Annotated in this window: 12 protein-coding genes; 5 read left to right on the top strand and 7 right to left on the bottom strand. The window is 31.2% G+C overall.

Annotated features, from left to right (window positions below):
* Positions 1-3 precede the first annotated feature (3 nt).
* From WHD54_RS07870 to rplU, 4 genes are all read right to left on the bottom strand, one after another.
* Complete coding sequence (locus WHD54_RS07870) at positions 4-564, bottom strand: YeeE/YedE family protein (protein WP_088324751.1); 561 nt, start codon at positions 562-564, stop codon at positions 4-6.
* A 22-nt stretch (positions 565-586) separates the two neighbouring features.
* The gene (locus WHD54_RS07865) at positions 587-1,819 is read right to left on the bottom strand and encodes a 3-deoxy-D-manno-octulosonic acid transferase (protein WP_088324710.1); all 1,233 of its coding nucleotides are present in this window, start codon (positions 1,817-1,819) and stop codon (positions 587-589) included.
* Positions 1,820-1,924: 105 nt separating this feature from the next.
* Positions 1,925-2,185, bottom strand: a complete 261-nt coding sequence (gene rpmA / locus WHD54_RS07860) for a 50S ribosomal protein L27 (protein ID WP_088324711.1) — start codon at positions 2,183-2,185, stop codon at positions 1,925-1,927.
* A gap of 27 nt (positions 2,186-2,212) precedes the next feature.
* Positions 2,213-2,722 (bottom strand): 50S ribosomal protein L21, encoded by a 510-nt coding sequence (gene rplU, locus WHD54_RS07855; protein WP_088324712.1) that lies wholly within the window; start codon positions 2,720-2,722, stop codon positions 2,213-2,215.
* Positions 2,723-2,989: 267 nt separating this feature from the next.
* Here rplU and WHD54_RS07850 point away from each other — a divergent pair, with 267 nt between their 5' ends.
* Both WHD54_RS07850 and WHD54_RS07845 read left to right on the top strand, forming a co-directional pair.
* Positions 2,990-4,303 (top strand): M16 family metallopeptidase, encoded by a 1,314-nt coding sequence (locus WHD54_RS07850; RefSeq protein WP_088324713.1) that lies wholly within the window; start codon positions 2,990-2,992, stop codon positions 4,301-4,303.
* A 42-nt stretch (positions 4,304-4,345) separates the two neighbouring features.
* Positions 4,346-6,394 (top strand): insulinase family protein, encoded by a 2,049-nt coding sequence (locus WHD54_RS07845; RefSeq protein WP_088324714.1) that lies wholly within the window; start codon positions 4,346-4,348, stop codon positions 6,392-6,394.
* A 96-nt stretch (positions 6,395-6,490) separates the two neighbouring features.
* Here the strand turns inward: WHD54_RS07845 and WHD54_RS07840 are convergent, their stop codons facing one another.
* A complete protein-coding gene (locus WHD54_RS07840) occupies positions 6,491-7,366 on the bottom strand; it encodes a DMT family transporter (protein ID WP_088324715.1) in 876 nt (291 codons plus the stop codon).
* 91 nt (positions 7,367-7,457) lie between these two features.
* Here WHD54_RS07840 and WHD54_RS07835 point away from each other — a divergent pair, with 91 nt between their 5' ends.
* Positions 7,458-7,895, top strand: coding sequence for a cation transporter (locus WHD54_RS07835; protein ID WP_088324716.1), 438 nt, complete (start codon positions 7,458-7,460; stop codon positions 7,893-7,895).
* A gap of 67 nt (positions 7,896-7,962) precedes the next feature.
* On the opposite strand, the gene WHD54_RS07830 is transcribed toward WHD54_RS07835, so the two are convergent.
* Together WHD54_RS07830 and WHD54_RS07825 are read right to left on the bottom strand one after the other, a co-directional pair.
* Entirely contained in the window at positions 7,963-10,005 is a 2,043-nt protein-coding gene (locus tag WHD54_RS07830) for a hypothetical protein (RefSeq protein ID WP_088324717.1), read from the bottom strand.
* 138 nt (positions 10,006-10,143) lie between these two features.
* A complete protein-coding gene (locus WHD54_RS07825) occupies positions 10,144-13,005 on the bottom strand; it encodes a TonB-dependent receptor (protein WP_088324718.1) in 2,862 nt (953 codons plus the stop codon).
* 327 nt (positions 13,006-13,332) lie between these two features.
* Between WHD54_RS07825 and WHD54_RS07820 the strand changes: the two genes are divergently transcribed.
* Both WHD54_RS07820 and WHD54_RS07815 read left to right on the top strand, forming a co-directional pair.
* Entirely contained in the window at positions 13,333-14,541 is a 1,209-nt protein-coding gene (locus WHD54_RS07820; RefSeq protein ID WP_088324719.1) for a porin, read from the top strand.
* 81 nt (positions 14,542-14,622) lie between these two features.
* On the top strand, positions 14,623-16,878 hold the full coding sequence (locus WHD54_RS07815) for an inorganic phosphate transporter (protein WP_088324720.1): 2,256 nt from the start codon (positions 14,623-14,625) through the stop codon (positions 16,876-16,878).
* The last annotated feature ends 21 nt before the right edge of the window (positions 16,879-16,899 follow it).

The raw sequence follows: 16,899 nt of genomic DNA, 5'->3' as shown, positions 1-16,899 counted from the left end.
ATTTTATGAGAATAAAAGGGGTATTACAAACCAAGTTGCTAAAATACCACCTATAAAAAAACCTATTACAGCCAATAAAGAAGGCCACTGCAAACTACTTAAACCTGTAATAGCATGGCCAGATGTACAACCGCCTGCGTATCGGGTTCCAAATCCTATTAAAATACCAGAAATAATCAATATTAAAAAACCTTTAACGGAAGTGATTGCTTGGTAACCAAAAATTTCTGTGGGAAAATATTGCTGAGCAACCCTGGTAAAACCAAGTTCATTTAACTCGCTGATGGTATTTGAATCTAAAGTAATTTCTTGATTAGGTATTAGAAAATTAGAGGCTATAAAACCGCCAATTACTAATCCTACTACAAAAAAAATTGCAAAATCTCTTTCTTTCCAGTCTTTTTTAAAGTAGTCCGAAACTTTACCAGCACCACTCATAGTACATAAAGTTTCGAAATTTGTCGAGGCTCCAAAATTTTTTCCAAAATAAAAGTACAAAAATAATGTAATGGCAATTAAGGGACCTCCAACATACCAAGGCCAAGGTTGTAAAATAGTTTCTATCATTGGTTAATATTAAAATATTTTAAATTTTATGAGTAATGTAATTCATAATGGTTTCTGTTGCACCTATATGGTCTTCAATATACCTTTTATTAATTACACCTGTTAGGTTTCTAAAACCTTCGTCTTTTTTTAAAATTTGTAAATTGTTGGTAAATTCTTCCTGGTTACTAATAGAAATACATCCTCCTATTTTTACCAAATCTACTGCCTCTTTAAACTTTATGTATTTGTTACCAATAATTACGGGCACACCAAATGTTGCAGGCTCCAAAATATTGTGTAAGCCAGTTTTTAGACCACCACCAACATAAGCAACATCGGCAGCTGCATAAATTTTTGTGAGAAGACCTATAGCATCTACAATTAAAACTTGATAATTAGCAAGGTTTACACCTCCTTTTTCTGAAAATAATACCGTTTTACTTTGAATACTATTTTTTAAAACTTTTATGGCCGAAGATTGTATGGTATGCGGTGCTATAATAAATTTGTCTGTTTTTGAAGCATACTTATTAATATATGTTACCAATAAAGATTCATCTTCTTGCCAAGTACTTCCTGCGATTAGGGTAAATTTATCTTCTTTAAATTCGCTTATAAAATCTAATGAATTATCTTGCTTTAAAAGTTTCGACACTCTATCAAAACGAGTATCTCCTGCCACAGTAACGTTTGTGAATCCTATAGAAGCTAATAAATTTAGGGAATTGGTATCTTGTACAAAAAAATGGTGAAAGGCTTCTAAGGACTTTTTCATAAAACCTCCATAACTTTTAAAAAAAAGTTGATTTTTTCTCAAAATTCCTGATACCAATACTGTAGGTACTTTTTGCTTTTTCAACTCAATTAATAAATTGGGCCAAAATTCATATTTTACAAAAAGAGCCATTGTTGGCTGTAGTTCTTTTACAAACTTGTAAACATTCCTTTTAGTATCTAAAGGCAAATAACAAACAACATCGGCAAGGCTATAATTTTTACGAATTTCGTATCCGGAAGGAGAGAAAAAAGTAACAACAATTTTATACGATGAATGTGATGTTTTAAGTTGTTCTATTAATGGTCTTGCCTGTTCAAATTCGCCCAAAGAGGCTACGTGAAACCAAATATTTTTTTCTCCTTTTACTGCCTTTATCTTTGTAAAAGTTTCATTTCTTCCTGTAACAAAAAGGTTTATTTTCTTATTAAAAAGTGCTAAAATTGGCAATAAAAGACTTGCTATAAAAACAACAACGTTATATACAAAATTCATGCTCGTAAAAGTACAAAATAGAATGCTTAAAATTTAAATAAATAAAAAGCAAAAAAAAGCTCAAACAATGTTTGAGCTTTTTTTTATGTGTTTTAAAACTTACTATTAAGCTTCAAAAGGTGTAACAGAAACGTAAGACCTGTTGTCTTTTTTCTTTCTGAATTCAACAACACCATCAACTTTTGCATGCAAAGTATGATCTTTACCCATGTAAACATTTTCACCTGGGTTGTGAGTTGTACCTCTCTGACGAACAATAATATTTCCTGCAATTGCAGCTTGTCCTCCAAATATTTTTACTCCTAGACGTTTCGATTCTGATTCTCTACCATTCTTCGAACTACCTACTCCTTTTTTATGTGCCATGATATTATGGTTTTAAAATTGAAATTTTTATTTGCTTAGCGCTTCAATTAATTCTGCTTTCTTTAAAGAAGTATATCCAGTGATACCTTTTTCTTTAGCTACAGCTTTTAATTCTGCAACAGTCATAGAACTATAATCTGTTGTAGCAGCTTCTTTTACCTCAACTTTTTTAGCAGCAGCCTCCTTTTTTGGAGCAGCTTCTTTTTTGGTTGATTTTTTTGCACCAGATGCAGTAATTGATTCAATTTGAATTTCACTTAAATACTGTCTGTGTCCATTTTTCTTTTGGTAACCTTTTCTTCTTTTTTTCTTAAAAACGATTACTTTATCACCTTTAAGGTGACCTAAAATTGTTGCCGTTACTGCGGCTCCATTTATAGCTGGGGCGCCAATTGTTACACTACCATTTTCATCTAATAAAAGAACGTTATCAAAAGTAACTTTTGAACCCTCTTCACCTTGTAAACGGTGTACGTATACTTTTTGGTCTTTTGCAACTTTAAATTGCTGCCCTGCTATCTCTACGATTGCGTACATACTTTTTGTTTTACGTATTTCTACTTATTAATGCACTTTTATTCTTTAAAATGCGGATGCAAATATACATCTTTTTTGCAACTCTACAAATAATGTTAAAATTAAACCAATTCTACTAAAATCAATAGAATTAAAGTGCCTAACAAGTAGATTATTTATTTTTTTATTTTAAATTTGAACGTTACATCATTTATAAAGAAATTTAATGTAACATCTTTACAAAAGTTGCGTCCAACTTTTACCTAATTATTAACTAAACAAAAATAAATGAAAAAAAGTATTTTAACTCTTGCCTCAGCAGTGTTAGTTGCGTTTTCTGCAAATGCACAAAAGGTTGAATTTGAAGAGTATAATCTAGATAACGGAATGCACGTTATTTTACACAAAGACACCTCTGCTCCAGTAGTAGTAACTTCTGTTATGTACCATGTAGGAGCAAAAGATGAACAGCCTGATAGAACTGGAATGGCACATTTTTTTGAGCACCTGCTTTTTGAAGGTACCAAAAATATTAAGAAAGGAGAATGGTTTAAATTAGTGTCATCTAATGGAGGTAGAAACAACGCTAACACTACAGATGATAGAACTTATTATTACGAAATTTTTCCATCAAATAAATTGGAATTAGGCCTTTGGATGGAGTCTGAGCGTTTGTTACATCCAATTATTGGTCAGGAAGGTGTAGATACACAAAACGAAGTTGTTAAAGAAGAGAAAAGGTTGCGAGTAGACAATCAACCGTATTCTCGTTTTTTAGAATATGTAAAACAAAATATTTTTAAAAAACACCCATACAAAGGAACCACTATTGGTAAAATGGAACACTTAGATGCTGCAACTCTTGAGGAGTTTTTAGCATTTAACAAGAAATTTTATGTTCCTAACAATGCAACCTTAGTAGTAGCTGGTGATATTGATGTACCAACTGCAAAAAAAATGATTCAAGACTATTTTGGTCATATTCCTAGAGGTGAAGAAATTACTAAAAACTTCCCAAAAGAAGATCCTATTACCGAAACAATTACTGCTAAAGGATATGACCCAAATATTCAAATTCCTGCTGTAATGGCTGCCTACAGAACTCCTTCTATGAAAACTAGAGATTCTAGAGTTTTAGATATGATTTCATCATATTTAAGTACTGGAAAAAGTTCTGTATTGTACAAAAAATTAGTTGACGAAAAGAAAATGGCACTTCAAGCTGGTGCAATTAACGCAAGTCAGGAAGATTATGGTACCTACATTTTATTCGGACTCCCACAAGGAGACACCAAATTAATGGATATTGTAAATGAAATAGACGAGGAAATAGCTAAAATTCAAACAGAATTAATCTCAGAAAAAGCATACCAAAAGCTACAAAATCAGTTTGAAAATAATTATGTAAATTCTAACTCTAGTGTAGAGGGAATTGCAAACTCTTTAGCAAGATATAATGTGCTTTATGGAGATACTAATTTAATAAACACAGAAATAGAAATTTACAGATCTATTACTAGAGAAGAAATTAAAGAAGTGGCTAAAAAGTACCTAAATCCAAATCAGAGATTGATTTTAGAATATTTACCAGAAAAAAAATAAGAAAATATAATCTAAGATTATATGAATACTAAGACACAAAATATGAAAACAAAAATTTTAGCATTGGTGGTACTTTTTGTAGCTACATTAAGTATAAATGCACAAATAGATAGAAGTAAAATGCCAAAACCGGGTCCAGATCCGGTAGTAAAACTTGGGAAACCAGTAAAGTTTACATTAAAAAATGGCCTTAAAGTTATACTCGTAGAAAACAACAAGTTACCAAGAGTGGCTGCAAATTTATCGATAGACAATAAACCTTACCTAGAAGGAGATATTGCAGGGGTTTCTTCTATGATGGGAAGCTTGCTTGGTAGAGGAACTGCCAATATTACAAAAGATGAGTTTAATGAAAAGGTAGATTTTTTAGGTGCTAATGTTTCCTTCTTTAGTTCTGGAGGTTTTGCATCGTCTTTGAAAAAATACTTCCCAGAAATTCTAGAATTGATGGCAGATGGAGTAAAAAACTCTGAATTTACACAAGAAGAATTTGAAAAAGAAGTTCAGCTTACATTAGACGGTTTAAAATCGAACGAAAAAAGTGTAACAAGTGTTGCAAGACGTGTAGAAAACGTATTAACATATGGGAGAAATCATCCTTCTGGAGAGTTTACATCAAAAGAAAGCATTAAGAGAATTACTCTAGATGATATTAAAAACAATTACAACACCTACTACAAACCAAACAATGCTTACTTGGTTATAGAGGGAGATATTGATATTAAAGAAACTAAAAAACTAGTTACTTCATTATTTTCAGACTGGCAAAAAGGAGAAATTCCTGCATACACAATGCCAGAAATCAAAAAAGTACCTACTACAGAAATTAATTTTGTAAATATGGACAATGCTGTACAATCTGAAATAGCAGTAATAAATACTGTAGATTTAACTTTAGGTGATAAAGACTACTACGCAGCATTGCTTGCAAACAACATACTTGGTGGTGGTGGAACGGCTCGTTTGTTTATGAACTTAAGAGAAGATAAAGGTTACACTTATGGCTCGTATTCTAGCTTAAGACAAAGTAAATACACCGGTACTTTTAGAGCTACAGCCAGTGTTAGAAACATGGTTACAGATAGTTCTGTTGTAGAACTGCAAAGAGAAATAAACAGAATTCGCTATCAGAAAGTTACTGAAGAGGAACTTAACAACTCAAAAGAAGCTTACATCGGTAGTTTTGTAATGGATGTTCAAAAACCAAGAACTATAGCAAACTTTGCTCTTAACATAGAACGTTACAATTTACCAGAAGATTTTTACGAAAACTACATTAAAAATATCAAAGCAGTAACTTTAGATGATGTTCAAAATGCAGCTATCAAATATTTTAGAGGTGACAAAGCAAGAATTGTAATTACCGGAAAAGGTATTGAAGTGCTTAAAAATCTTGAAAAAACCGACTATGTAATTAAATATTTTGACAAAGAAGGAAATCCTACAGAAAAGCCAGCAATGACAATGCCAATTCCTACTGGCATGACAGCTGCCTCTGTGGTAGACAAATACTTAAATGCTATTGGAGGTAAAGATAAAGTACTTGCAGTAAAAACTACTATGATGGTGGCAAATGCAACTATACAAGGAACTCCTCTAGTAATGACAATGAAAGCTGCTGCCCCAAATAAAACATCACAAGAAATTGCTGTTATGGGGAATGTAATGCAAAAAAGTGTTTTTAACGGAACTACAGGATACTCTGAGGCTAGAGGACAAAAAATGGAAATGCAACCTGCCCAAATAGAGGAGGCTAAAAACGGAAATGCTTTATTTAGTGACCTAAACTATGCTTCTGGAGAACTTTTAAGAATTGAACCTGTAGATGGTAAAAATGCAATTGTATTAAAAAGCAACGACAAAGAAGTGTATTACGACATGACGTCTTGGTTAAAAATTAAAGAAGTTAAAACAAGTAAAACACCTGATGGTAAAGAAGTAAAATTACCAACTACTTTTTCAGATTATAAAGAAGTAAACGGAATTAAGTTTCCGCATGCTATTGGTCAGAAAATGGGACCAATGAATTTAGAATTTGAAATTAAAGAAATTAAAGTGAATGAAGGTGTAACCGATGCCGATTTCGAATAATTAACTTCTTACAATATAATATTTAAGAGTCTAAACCATGGTTTAGACTCTTTTTTTTATTAAAAATTAGACTCAGAATATTTAAGATAATTTTACCTACTTTTTTTTATTTACTAAATATACTCCTACTAAAATTATAACTCCACCAAAAAATTGCAATAAGCTAAATTTTTCACCATCTAAAACACCCCAAAAAACTGCCACAAGTGGAATTAAATAAGTAACTGATGAAGAAAATACAGGGCCAGAAATATGCACTAACTTATTGTATATTGTTTTTGCTACTGCTGTTCCAATTATAGATAAGATAGCCAAATAACCTAAAGAATGTAATACTACCTCATTTTTTAAGCTAAAAGTTTTAAAAAAATCTGTAAAACACAATACCACTATTGCAGGTATAATTAGTAATAAAAAGTTTCCCGTAACAATAGAAAGTGCATTTAAATCATTCAGATATTTTTTTACAATATTTGCGTTAAAAGCATAGCCAACAGAACCAAAAATAATTAAAAAAACAAACCAATAGTTTTGATTCGGACTAAAAACAACACCATTTAAAATAAGAAGTAAAGTACCTACCAACCCAATTAAAATGCCATACAACTGACGCTTTTTAAATGAAAAACCAAAAACAAGAGCACCGAAAACTAAGGTGTTAAAAGGGGTTAACGAGTTTAATATTGCCACTACCGCACTATCTATTCTAGTGATTGCGAAAGCAAATAAAAACCCAGGAATAAAAGTGCCCAATAATGCAGTATAAAAAATGTATTTATAATGTTTCTTTTTAATTTTTTTTAATGATGGAAAGGCAACCGTTAGTAAAAAAACAGCTGTAAAAATCATTCTTAAAGCACCAAGTTGTATGGGTGTTACTCCTAATAAAGCTTTTTTCATTAGTATAAAAGAACTTCCCCAAACTAAAGAAAGAAGTAGTAAATACAACCATTTTTTTTGCTGATTATTCATACTATCGTTTTAAAATGCAAAAGTCTTACAATTATTGAAATATCAACCTAAATATTAATAAATTTGTAAAATAATTTAATCACTTATTATTATGAATTTAAAAAGAATACTTTTTTCGCTTGTACTTGTTTGTTTTACTATTGCAGGTTGTAAAGAAAATATCCCTGCAAAAAAAGAAGCCGTTTCTTTGGCAATTTCTGGAATGACTTGTGAAATAGGTTGTGCTAAAACAATAGCGTCTAAACTTTCAAAAAAAGAGGGTGTTTTTGATGCTCAAGTTATTTTTAAAGATAGTATTGCAACCATAGAATATGACGCAAATAAAACTTCTAAAAAAGAATTAATAGCTTTTGTTGAAGGTATTGCCGGCGGCAATTTATACAAAGCTACAGAAAGTAGCTCAATAAATACAACTAATTCTCATGAATGCACTGCTTCTTGTGAAGAAAAATGTGCTACAAAAAACACAAAAAAAGAATGCAAAGAGGATTGTAAAATGGCATGTTGTGCCGATAAAAAAGCTTCTTAAATAAAGATATAAACATAAAAAAAGCAGGCATTAGCCTGCTTTTTTTATTAATAAAACTTCAATAATTCTATAATCCTGAGTTTCTCCATGTCCATGATGAGATATCTAAAGGAGATGCGCTTTTACCTGAATTAAGTTTGTACTTATTTGTTTCTCCAGAAATTAGTGTAGCATCAGCATCTGCTCCATCAATTTGAACATTACTTATTGCTCCACTGTTCTTCATATCTAAATCAATATCATAACCACTTAAATGTAAACCAGTAATAGATCCTCCGGAAGTTTGCTTAAATTGAAGAGCAGTACCGCCTACTGTAGAGACTGCTGTTATATTTGTAAACGTTGGGTTAGCGTTTACTTTATCACCTTCAAAAACAGTTGAAAATCCTGGTTTTGTATTTGATATATATGCATTTGTTAAAGAACCATTCCAAGATTCAGTCCAATCAATAGCATCATCATCAGAATTTTCTACATAAACATTTTTAGCAGAAACAGTTCCTCCAAAAAACTCTACACCATCATCAGCACCATCAATTACTGCAATATTTTCTATTTCAGTTCCAGAACCTACTGCGTACAAAGAAAGCCCATTATATTGAGACTCTGAGTTAATTTGTGCTCCGGTCCCTCTAAGTACTAAATACTTCACATGACCAGAATCATCAGTGTCATTAGAGCCTCCATAAATAAAGCCTCCAACTTCAGCTACAGCGTCTACACCAGCAGAAGTAGTTGCATCCCCACAAATTGTTAAACCTCCCCAATCAGCAGCCTCTCCACTAGCAGAAGCAATTACAACTGGGCTACTTGAAGTACCATTAATTTCTATTTGACCACCTTTTAAAACAGCAATATAAACACCTGTACCACCAGCTCTAGCAGTTATTTTAGTTCCTGAAGGTATAACTAACTTAGCTCCAGAAGGAACAATATAGGCTGAATTTAAAGAGTATGATATTGAAGCATCTAATGTAACAGTTCCAGATATAGTACCTTGTAAAACAGAAGACTCAAAAGATAAATTAGTATTTACCCAAGGAAAATCATCTTTAGAAACAGAAGGAGAAACATTAGCTCCGTTTAAAGTGTAAAAATATTCATTTGCAGTTGAAGCTGCAGTAGGATCTGTAATTGCAACAGGCTCTACACCAGATTCAAAAATTACATTTGAAGTAGCTCCACCATCTTTCATATCTAAATCAATATCATATCCTGATAAAGATAAACCTGTTATAGTACCTCCTGATTGTTTCTTAAACTGTAATGCAGTACCCCCAACAGTAGAAACTGCAGTAATATTATTAAATGTTGGATTGTTGTTATCTTTATCTCCTTCAAAAGCAGTAGAGAAACCAGGAATAGTATGTGATATGTATGCATTGTTTACAGTTCCATTCCAACCTTCTGTCCAATCTATAGAATCATCATCATTATTTTCTAGATATAAATTAGAAACAGATACAGTTCCTCCAAAAAATTCAACTCCATCATCTGCACCGTTTATTACAGCAATATTATTTACAACCGTTCCAGAACCGACTGCATAGAAAGAAACTCCATTGTACTGAGACTCTGAATTAATTTGAGCACCTGTACCCTCTATCTGTAAATAAGAAATATTTCCAGAACTATCATTATCTGATGTACCTCCATAAATGAAACCACCTACTTCTGCAACAGCATCTATACCTGCAGTAGTTGTTGCGTTTCCACAAATAGTTAAACCTCCCCATTCTCCAGCATTTCCACCTGTTGATGTCATTACAACAGGACTAGAAGGATTACCATTAATAAATATTTGAGCACCTTTAAGTACTGCAATGTAAACTTCAGTTCCACCTGCATCTGCCATTATATTTGTTCCTGCAGGTATAGTTAAAGAGGCTCCCTCAGCAACAACAAATTGCCCTGTTAAACTATACTGTGTTGATGCATTTAAAGTATAACTTTCTTCTAGTGTACCATTCATTACACCATTTTCCAAATTTTGGATTACATCACTAGCTTCTGGAATTACAGGTGCTGGTTCATCATCACCACAACTAACTAATGTTAAAGAAATTGCTATAAACATTATAGCAGATATTTTCCCGAATAAACTTTTCATTTTTTTGATTTTTTAAATTTGTTTTATTTATTAATTTTCCACAAAGAAAGTAGAGAAAACTTTTACTTTTATTAAGTAAATATTAATGAAATGTTATTAATTATAATAAAAAATTACGATTTGTTACGAAATTGTTAATTAGAATTTATAGGAAAAATTTAAGCTTATCTGGCTACCACTTTTATAAGTTTGTACTAATTGATCTTCTACCTCTATAATTCTGCCTGAACCAGTATTTTCGAATTGTGTAACTTTTTGCGTCTGTTGAATATCTGGATTTAATAGATTTCTTCCAACTAATTTTACAGATAAGTTTTTAGAAATTTCTTTACTCATAACAAAATCTAAAGTTACAAAGCCTTTTTCTATAATTTCACCATTAAATAATGTTGCGCTATTAACTAAATCTTCTGGACTACCAAGTGCAAATATTTTGTCTGATGCGTAATTACCACTTAAAGTAGCTACAAACTCTTTATCTGTTCTACTATTAAAACTTATTGAAGCATTTGTGATAAAATCAGAAGCACCTTGTAAACCTGATTCAGTTATGTTTGAGTATTGAAAATTAGTATATAAATCTTGAGTAAACCACATTTTAGTCAAGTTCAAGTTTGTACTTAAAACACTTTCTTCATCTTGGTTTTCTATAATATTTAATCTGCTCTCAAGCTCAAAACCGTAAACAGTTGCAGTTTCTCCAGTATTATGATACTCGAAGTTACCAGATGATCCTCTTGACAAAGCTAAGTTAATGGGATCTTTAATATTTTTATAAAATAATGTCCCTGATATTAACTCTTCTCTACTTGGAAAAAATTCCCATTTTGCATCTAAATTTATAACTTTAGATCTTTCTATGTTTGGATTACCTTGAATTACACGTCCAGTTGGCTCTTCATACTGAAAAGGGGCAAACTCTTTAAACTCAGGTAAAGTTTGTGTTAGACTTGAAGCAAATCTTATACTATTACTATCATTAAGCTGATATTTTAAATTTAAACTTGGGTAAATAGAATTGTATACTTTACGTAATACTCCAACCCTAGCTCGTCCATCTGGGCCTTGATAGTTTTTAACATTCCAATTAACATTAATTTCGTTTCTTTCAAATCTTAACCCTAAATTTCCAGAAAAATTAGCATTCAATCCAAAGTCTAAATTTGCAAATCCAGCAATGTTAATCATATCTGCAGAATATAAATCAGCTAATTGTTCTATAACTCTCAACTTTGGGTTTGCAACAGTGCTATAGTTTGATAAATCAGAAAATGTATTAGTAATATTATCCATAGTTGGAACTAAAAAACCTGAGTCTGAAAAGCCTGGTGTAAAACCCGGGGTAGAAACTCCAATAAATTGAGATCTAAATGCTCTTTCTTTATATCTAAAATTAGCTCCTACATTTAATTTCATTGGCTTGCCTTCAAACTCATCTTTAGTTTTTCCAAAAGAGTATTCGTTTAAGACAAATCCGTTAAATTCGTTATCTTCAATTCTTTGAGAAGATTTTCTTTGAGAAAAGTCTGAAACATCTGCATAAGTTACCTGAGAGTTATTTAAAATTACACCTTCATTCCTTATACGATTTGGTTCTTCTGCTAAAATAAAATTATACCCGGAAGCCCATGAAAGCTTGTTGTTTTCAGAAATTTTATGTTCGCCCATTAGTTGGTTTACAAACATGATGGTTTGTTTATAGTTTTGATCTCTTACAAACGCACCTCTTTCCTGTGGTTGTTGATCGAATACATAACCTAAACCATCTCTTCCTTGTTCATATAAATTATCAGTTCCTGTATTAACAAACAAGGTATTATAACTTACTTTGTGATTGTCGTTTATCTTAAAATCTCCTCGTATATAACCTGTAGTATTAATTCTTGTAATAAACTGCTCTACAGAAGGTGAATCATTTAAAGCTGTTTCTTTATCATAATCTAAATTAGGGAACGCATTATCTAATACATTCGCTCTGTAGGTTCTAAACTCTCCTTCTTGATATTCGAAAGACTTACTATGAGATGCAGTTGCAAACAAAGTCAATTCTTTTTTAAAAATTTCCAGCTTGTAAGCACCATTTAGAGAAATACTATAATTAGCATCATTATTAACTTTTATTGGGTCCCAACCTTGATACTTAATTGCATCGGTTAATAAATAAGGTTTTTTATGATACCCAAAAGTAACATCATTCATGTTTAGTGTGCTTCTAAAATCAGAATCTAAACCTATTACATTAGAATTATACCCACCAGAAACACTTACTCCAAATTCCTTTTTAGTGTATTTTTTTGAGGATATATCTACATTTCCTGATGCTTGATCTGAATAACCACTAGTATTATATGTTTTAGAAATAGCAATATTATTGATTACATTGGTTGAGAACAATGATAAATCTATATTTTTATTTGCAACATTATCAGAGGGTATTGGTAAACCATTCATAGTTGTAGATAAATATCTATCTCCCAATCCTCTAATATAAATATCTCCAGAACCTTCACTTTTGGTAACACCCGATATTTTTGTTGTTGCCGCAGATGCATTAGAAACACCAATTTTAGATAATCGTTCTGACCCAATACTTTCCTTTATAATAACAGCTTTTTTCTGTTCTAAAAGTAATGCTGATTCTTTCTCTTTACTTACAGAAGACTTTATAACAATCTCATCCAATCCTACTCCTTCCTCTGCAGACATAACTACATTTAATGTAAGGGTTTGCCCTGCTTTTATAACAACCGTTTTTTCTATTGTTTTATATCCTAAAAAACTAAAAGATATTATTTGTGTTCCTGCAGGAACATTTAATGTATATAAACCATCAAAATCTGTAGTTGTACCAATAGTAGTACCTTTAACTATAACATTAGCAAATGGTAATGGGTCGTTGTTGGTTTCTTTATCTGTTAGTAAACCTTTTAAAACTCCCTTTTCTTGTGCTACTAAAAAATGACTAATAATAATAAAAGCAGTAAATAAAATTTTCTTCATTAGTGTATATTTAACAACTGCAAAATTGATGTGCTTTTGTAAATTATATGTTACTTGTAAATTATGTTTACATTAGAATAACATTACCTAAATGTTAACACGATATAAATTGGTAACCTTAAAATAATTTTAATCTACATAATTTTTTGCATTCAAAAACATTTTTACAATAACATTATTGGTTTCAATTTTTGTAGTAAAATAAAGTTTTTGGCAACATTATTTTTAGACTGCTAACTTTGGCTGAAGCAGTTATTTTCACTAATATTGATTCAAAAATTACGTATCCTATTTTTATGTTATTTTTACCGTCAAATATTATAAAGTATGACATACCACAAACTACATATTGTAGTATTAATACCAGCTATATGCTTAATAACCAATATATATTCTCAAGACTTCAAAGCAGGTAAATTTGGTAAAGGACTGTTCAATTTAAAAGCTAAAGACAGTAGCTGGACAATGAAAATTGGTATGCGTTTTCAATCTTTAGCTACCAATTCTTGGAACGCAAGCAATGGTATTTCAAACTCAGAATCTTCTATGCTTATTAGAAGGTCTCGTTTAAAATTTGATGGATATGCGCTTACTCCAAAATTAAAATATAAAGTAGAACTTGGTTTGTCTGATAGAGATTTATCTGCTGCATCTGCATTTACAAGTAATTCCCCAGGATATATTTTTGATGCAGTTGTAAAATGGAATTTCTCTAAAAACTTTGTTTTGTGGTTCGGACAAACAAAATTACCAGGAAACAGAGAGCGTGTAATTTCTTCTGGAGATATGCAAATGGTAGATCGTTCTTTGTTAAACAGTAGGTTTACAATTGATAGAGATATCGGTTTTCAATTAAGACATCATTTTTATATTTCGGAGATATTTTTAGTAAAAGAAATTTTTTCTCTCGCACAAGGTGAAGGAAGAAATATAACTACAGGAAATCTTGGAGGTTATCAATACACCGGAAGAATTGAGCTTTTTCCGTTTGGAGACTTTGCAAAAAAAGGAGATTATAAAGGAAGTGATTTGTCTTTTGAAAAACACCAAAAATTATCATTTGCTTTCGGATATGACTTTAATAATAATGCTGTAAAAAACAGAAGTAATCAAGGTAGTTATATGACCAACGATGTTGGTTTTTTTCAAACCAATATTGGTACCGTATTTATTGATGCTATGTACAAATACAAAGGGTTCTCTTTTATGGGAGAGTACGCCCAAAGAACCGCAGATGACCCTTTTGCAAAAAACTCTGATGGCACATTAACAGGAGATGTCGTACAAGTCGGTAACGGTTTAAACCTACAAACAGGATACTTGCTTACCAAAAAAATAGAAATCTCTGCCAGATATACCAACATTAGTTTAGACAAAAGTATTACAAATAAAGGTGCAGAAAACCAATATACACTTGGCCTTTCTAAATACATATCTGGTCATAAACTGAAAATTCAAACAGATGTAAGCTATACAGATATTGGGTTTAAAACCAATCAATTATTATGGCGAGTACAATTAGATATTCATTTTTAAAAAAACAATAATAATAACATAAAGGTAACATTCAGAAAAAAGAGTGTGCTTAATTTTGTAATACTTAATTTTTTAAAAAAAATGGGGGATCCTTATATTTTAATGCTTGTAGCATTAGCTGTTTTAGCCATCGTAGATTTGGTTGTTGGTGTTAGTAATGACGCCGTAAACTTTTTAAATTCTGCCATTGGCTCTAAGGCAATTAGCGTAAGAAATATTATGATTATTGCTAGTATTGGTGTGTTTTTTGGAGCCATAACTTCTAGCGGAATGATGGAAGTTGCCAGAAAAGGAATTTTTAATCCGAACATGTTTATGTTTCAAGACATCATGTTTATATTTATGGCAGTAATGATTACAGATATTCTTTTATTAGATATCTTTAACTCTCTAGGAATGCCAACCTCTACAACCGTTTCTATTGTATTCGAACTTTTAGGAGCTGCCGTATGTATTTCTCTTTTAAAAATTTCTGCTAACGATGCGCATTCAATATCAGATATTTGGAACTATATCAATCATAAAAAAGCTCTTGAAATTATTAATGGAATTTTGCTATCTGTAGTTGTAGCTTTTTCTGTTGGTGCCATTGTACAGTTTTTTTCTAGGTTAATTTACTCTTTTAATTTCGAGAAAAGAGCTACCTATATAAATGCCCTTTTTGGTGGTTTTGCTATAACTGCAATTACCTACTTTATTATTATAAAAGGATTAAAAGGAACGCCTTTTTATAAGGATGTTAAATTTTTAATTGAAGGAAATACCATAGCCATTATAACTGGTAGTTTTGTAGCGTGGTCTGTAATTTCTCAATTATTGATTAAAATTTTTAAAATAAATATTTTAAAACTAATTATTGGAATTGGTACATTTTCATTGGCTATGGCCTTTTCTGGAAACGATTTGGTAAACTTTGTTGGAGTACCAATTGCCGCTTGGAACTCTTACCAAGCTTGGGAAATTTCGGGGGTTGCTGCAGATGCTTTTTCAATGGGAATTTTAGCCAAAAAAGTACCGTCTAACGTTTGGTTGCTTTTAATTGCCGGTGCAATTATGGTAATAACACTATGGACTTCTAGCAAAGCGCAAAATGTAATAAAAACTGGTATCGACTTATCTAGACAAGGTGAAGGTCATGAAAAGTTTCAACCCAATCCGCTTTCGAGAGTTGTTGTAAGAACTGCTATGGCTTTAAACGTAGGTATTAGTTATATAGTTCCTAAAAAAACATTAGAATATGTAGATTCTAAATTTCAAAAACCTGTAATTTCTTTACCTAAAGACAAAACTTACGAACTGCCTGCTTTCGACCTAATAAGAGCTTCTGTAAACTTAATAGTAGCTGGTATTTTAATATCTATTGCTACGTCTATGAAATTACCATTATCTACTACTTATGTTACATTTATGGTGGCCATGGGAACCTCTCTTGCCGATAGAGCTTGGGGTAGAGAAAGTGCTGTTTATAGAGTTGCTGGTGTAATTAACGTTATTGGTGGTTGGTTTTTAACAGCAATAACAGCCTTTTTAGCTGCTGCAGTGGTTGCTTTTTTAATTAGTTTTGATATGGTAATGATTCCTATTTTATTGGTTGTCGTAACTTTATTAATTGGAAGAAATACACTTATTCACAGAAACAAGAAAAAAGAAGTTAAAAAACAAGAATATATAGAAAGAGCAGAACTAATTACTATAAATGGTGTTATTGAAGAAAGTGCAGACCATATTGCAGAAGTTGCTACTCGCGTAAACAAACTATACACCAATGTTGTTAATGATTTATCGAATCATGATTTAAACAAATTGCGTAAAACAGACAAGCACGTAAATAAGTTAAATGATGAAATAGATGAATTAAAAGATGGTGTTTTCTACTTTATAAAATCTTTAGATGAAACTTCGGTACAAGCTAGTAGATTTTATATAATGGTTTTAGGATATTTACAAGATGCAGCACAATCTATTAGCTACATCTCTAGAGCAAGCTACAAGCACGTTAATAACAATCATAAAAATCTTAAAAAAGGACAACTCAAAGATTTAAAACAAATAGACATTGAATTATCTGCATTGTTAACTAAAGTTTCTAAAATATTTGAAAACAGAACTTTCGATAACTTGAGTGATATTCTTGTAGAAAAACAAGAGTTATTAAATAATGTTTCTGACTCTATAGAAAAACAAGTTGCCAGAATTAGAACCGATGAAACAAGTCCTAAAAACACAACTTTGTACTTTAGTTTACTATTAGAAACTAAAGATTTAATATCGGCATTAATGAATCTTTTAAATACCTATGAAGAGTTTCATTTAACAACAAAACAAGTAAATAATTAATACAAATTAACGTATAAACAA

Source organism: Polaribacter tangerinus, assembly GCF_038024095.1.
In the GTDB taxonomy this organism is placed as follows: Bacteria; Bacteroidota; Bacteroidia; order Flavobacteriales; family Flavobacteriaceae; genus Polaribacter; species Polaribacter tangerinus.
Note: the sequence above shows the minus strand (reverse complement) of the source record. Positions and strands in the feature narration are given on the sequence as shown.

Excerpts from the sequence above, each read along its gene's own strand:
- WHD54_RS07830 (WP_088324717.1), bottom strand. The coding sequence starts at position 10,005 with ATGAAAAGTTTATTCGGGAAAATATCTGCTATAATGTTTATAGCAATT.
- WHD54_RS07825 (WP_088324718.1), bottom strand. The coding sequence starts at position 13,005 with ATGAAGAAAATTTTATTTACTGCTTTTATTATTATTAGTCATTTTTTA.
- rplU (WP_088324712.1), bottom strand. The coding sequence starts at position 2,722 with ATGTACGCAATCGTAGAGATAGCAGGGCAGCAATTTAAAGTTGCAAAA.
- rpmA (WP_088324711.1), bottom strand. The coding sequence starts at position 2,185 with ATGGCACATAAAAAAGGAGTAGGTAGTTCGAAGAATGGTAGAGAATCA.
- WHD54_RS07820 (WP_088324719.1), top strand. The coding sequence starts at position 13,333 with ATGACATACCACAAACTACATATTGTAGTATTAATACCAGCTATATGC.
- WHD54_RS07840 (WP_088324715.1), bottom strand. The coding sequence starts at position 7,366 with ATGAATAATCAGCAAAAAAAATGGTTGTATTTACTACTTCTTTCTTTA.
- WHD54_RS07815 (WP_088324720.1), top strand. The coding sequence starts at position 14,623 with ATGGGGGATCCTTATATTTTAATGCTTGTAGCATTAGCTGTTTTAGCC.
- WHD54_RS07845 (WP_088324714.1), top strand. The coding sequence starts at position 4,346 with ATGAAAACAAAAATTTTAGCATTGGTGGTACTTTTTGTAGCTACATTA.
- WHD54_RS07850 (WP_088324713.1), top strand. The coding sequence starts at position 2,990 with ATGAAAAAAAGTATTTTAACTCTTGCCTCAGCAGTGTTAGTTGCGTTT.
- WHD54_RS07865 (WP_088324710.1), bottom strand. The coding sequence starts at position 1,819 with ATGAATTTTGTATATAACGTTGTTGTTTTTATAGCAAGTCTTTTATTG.
- WHD54_RS07835 (WP_088324716.1), top strand. The coding sequence starts at position 7,458 with ATGAATTTAAAAAGAATACTTTTTTCGCTTGTACTTGTTTGTTTTACT.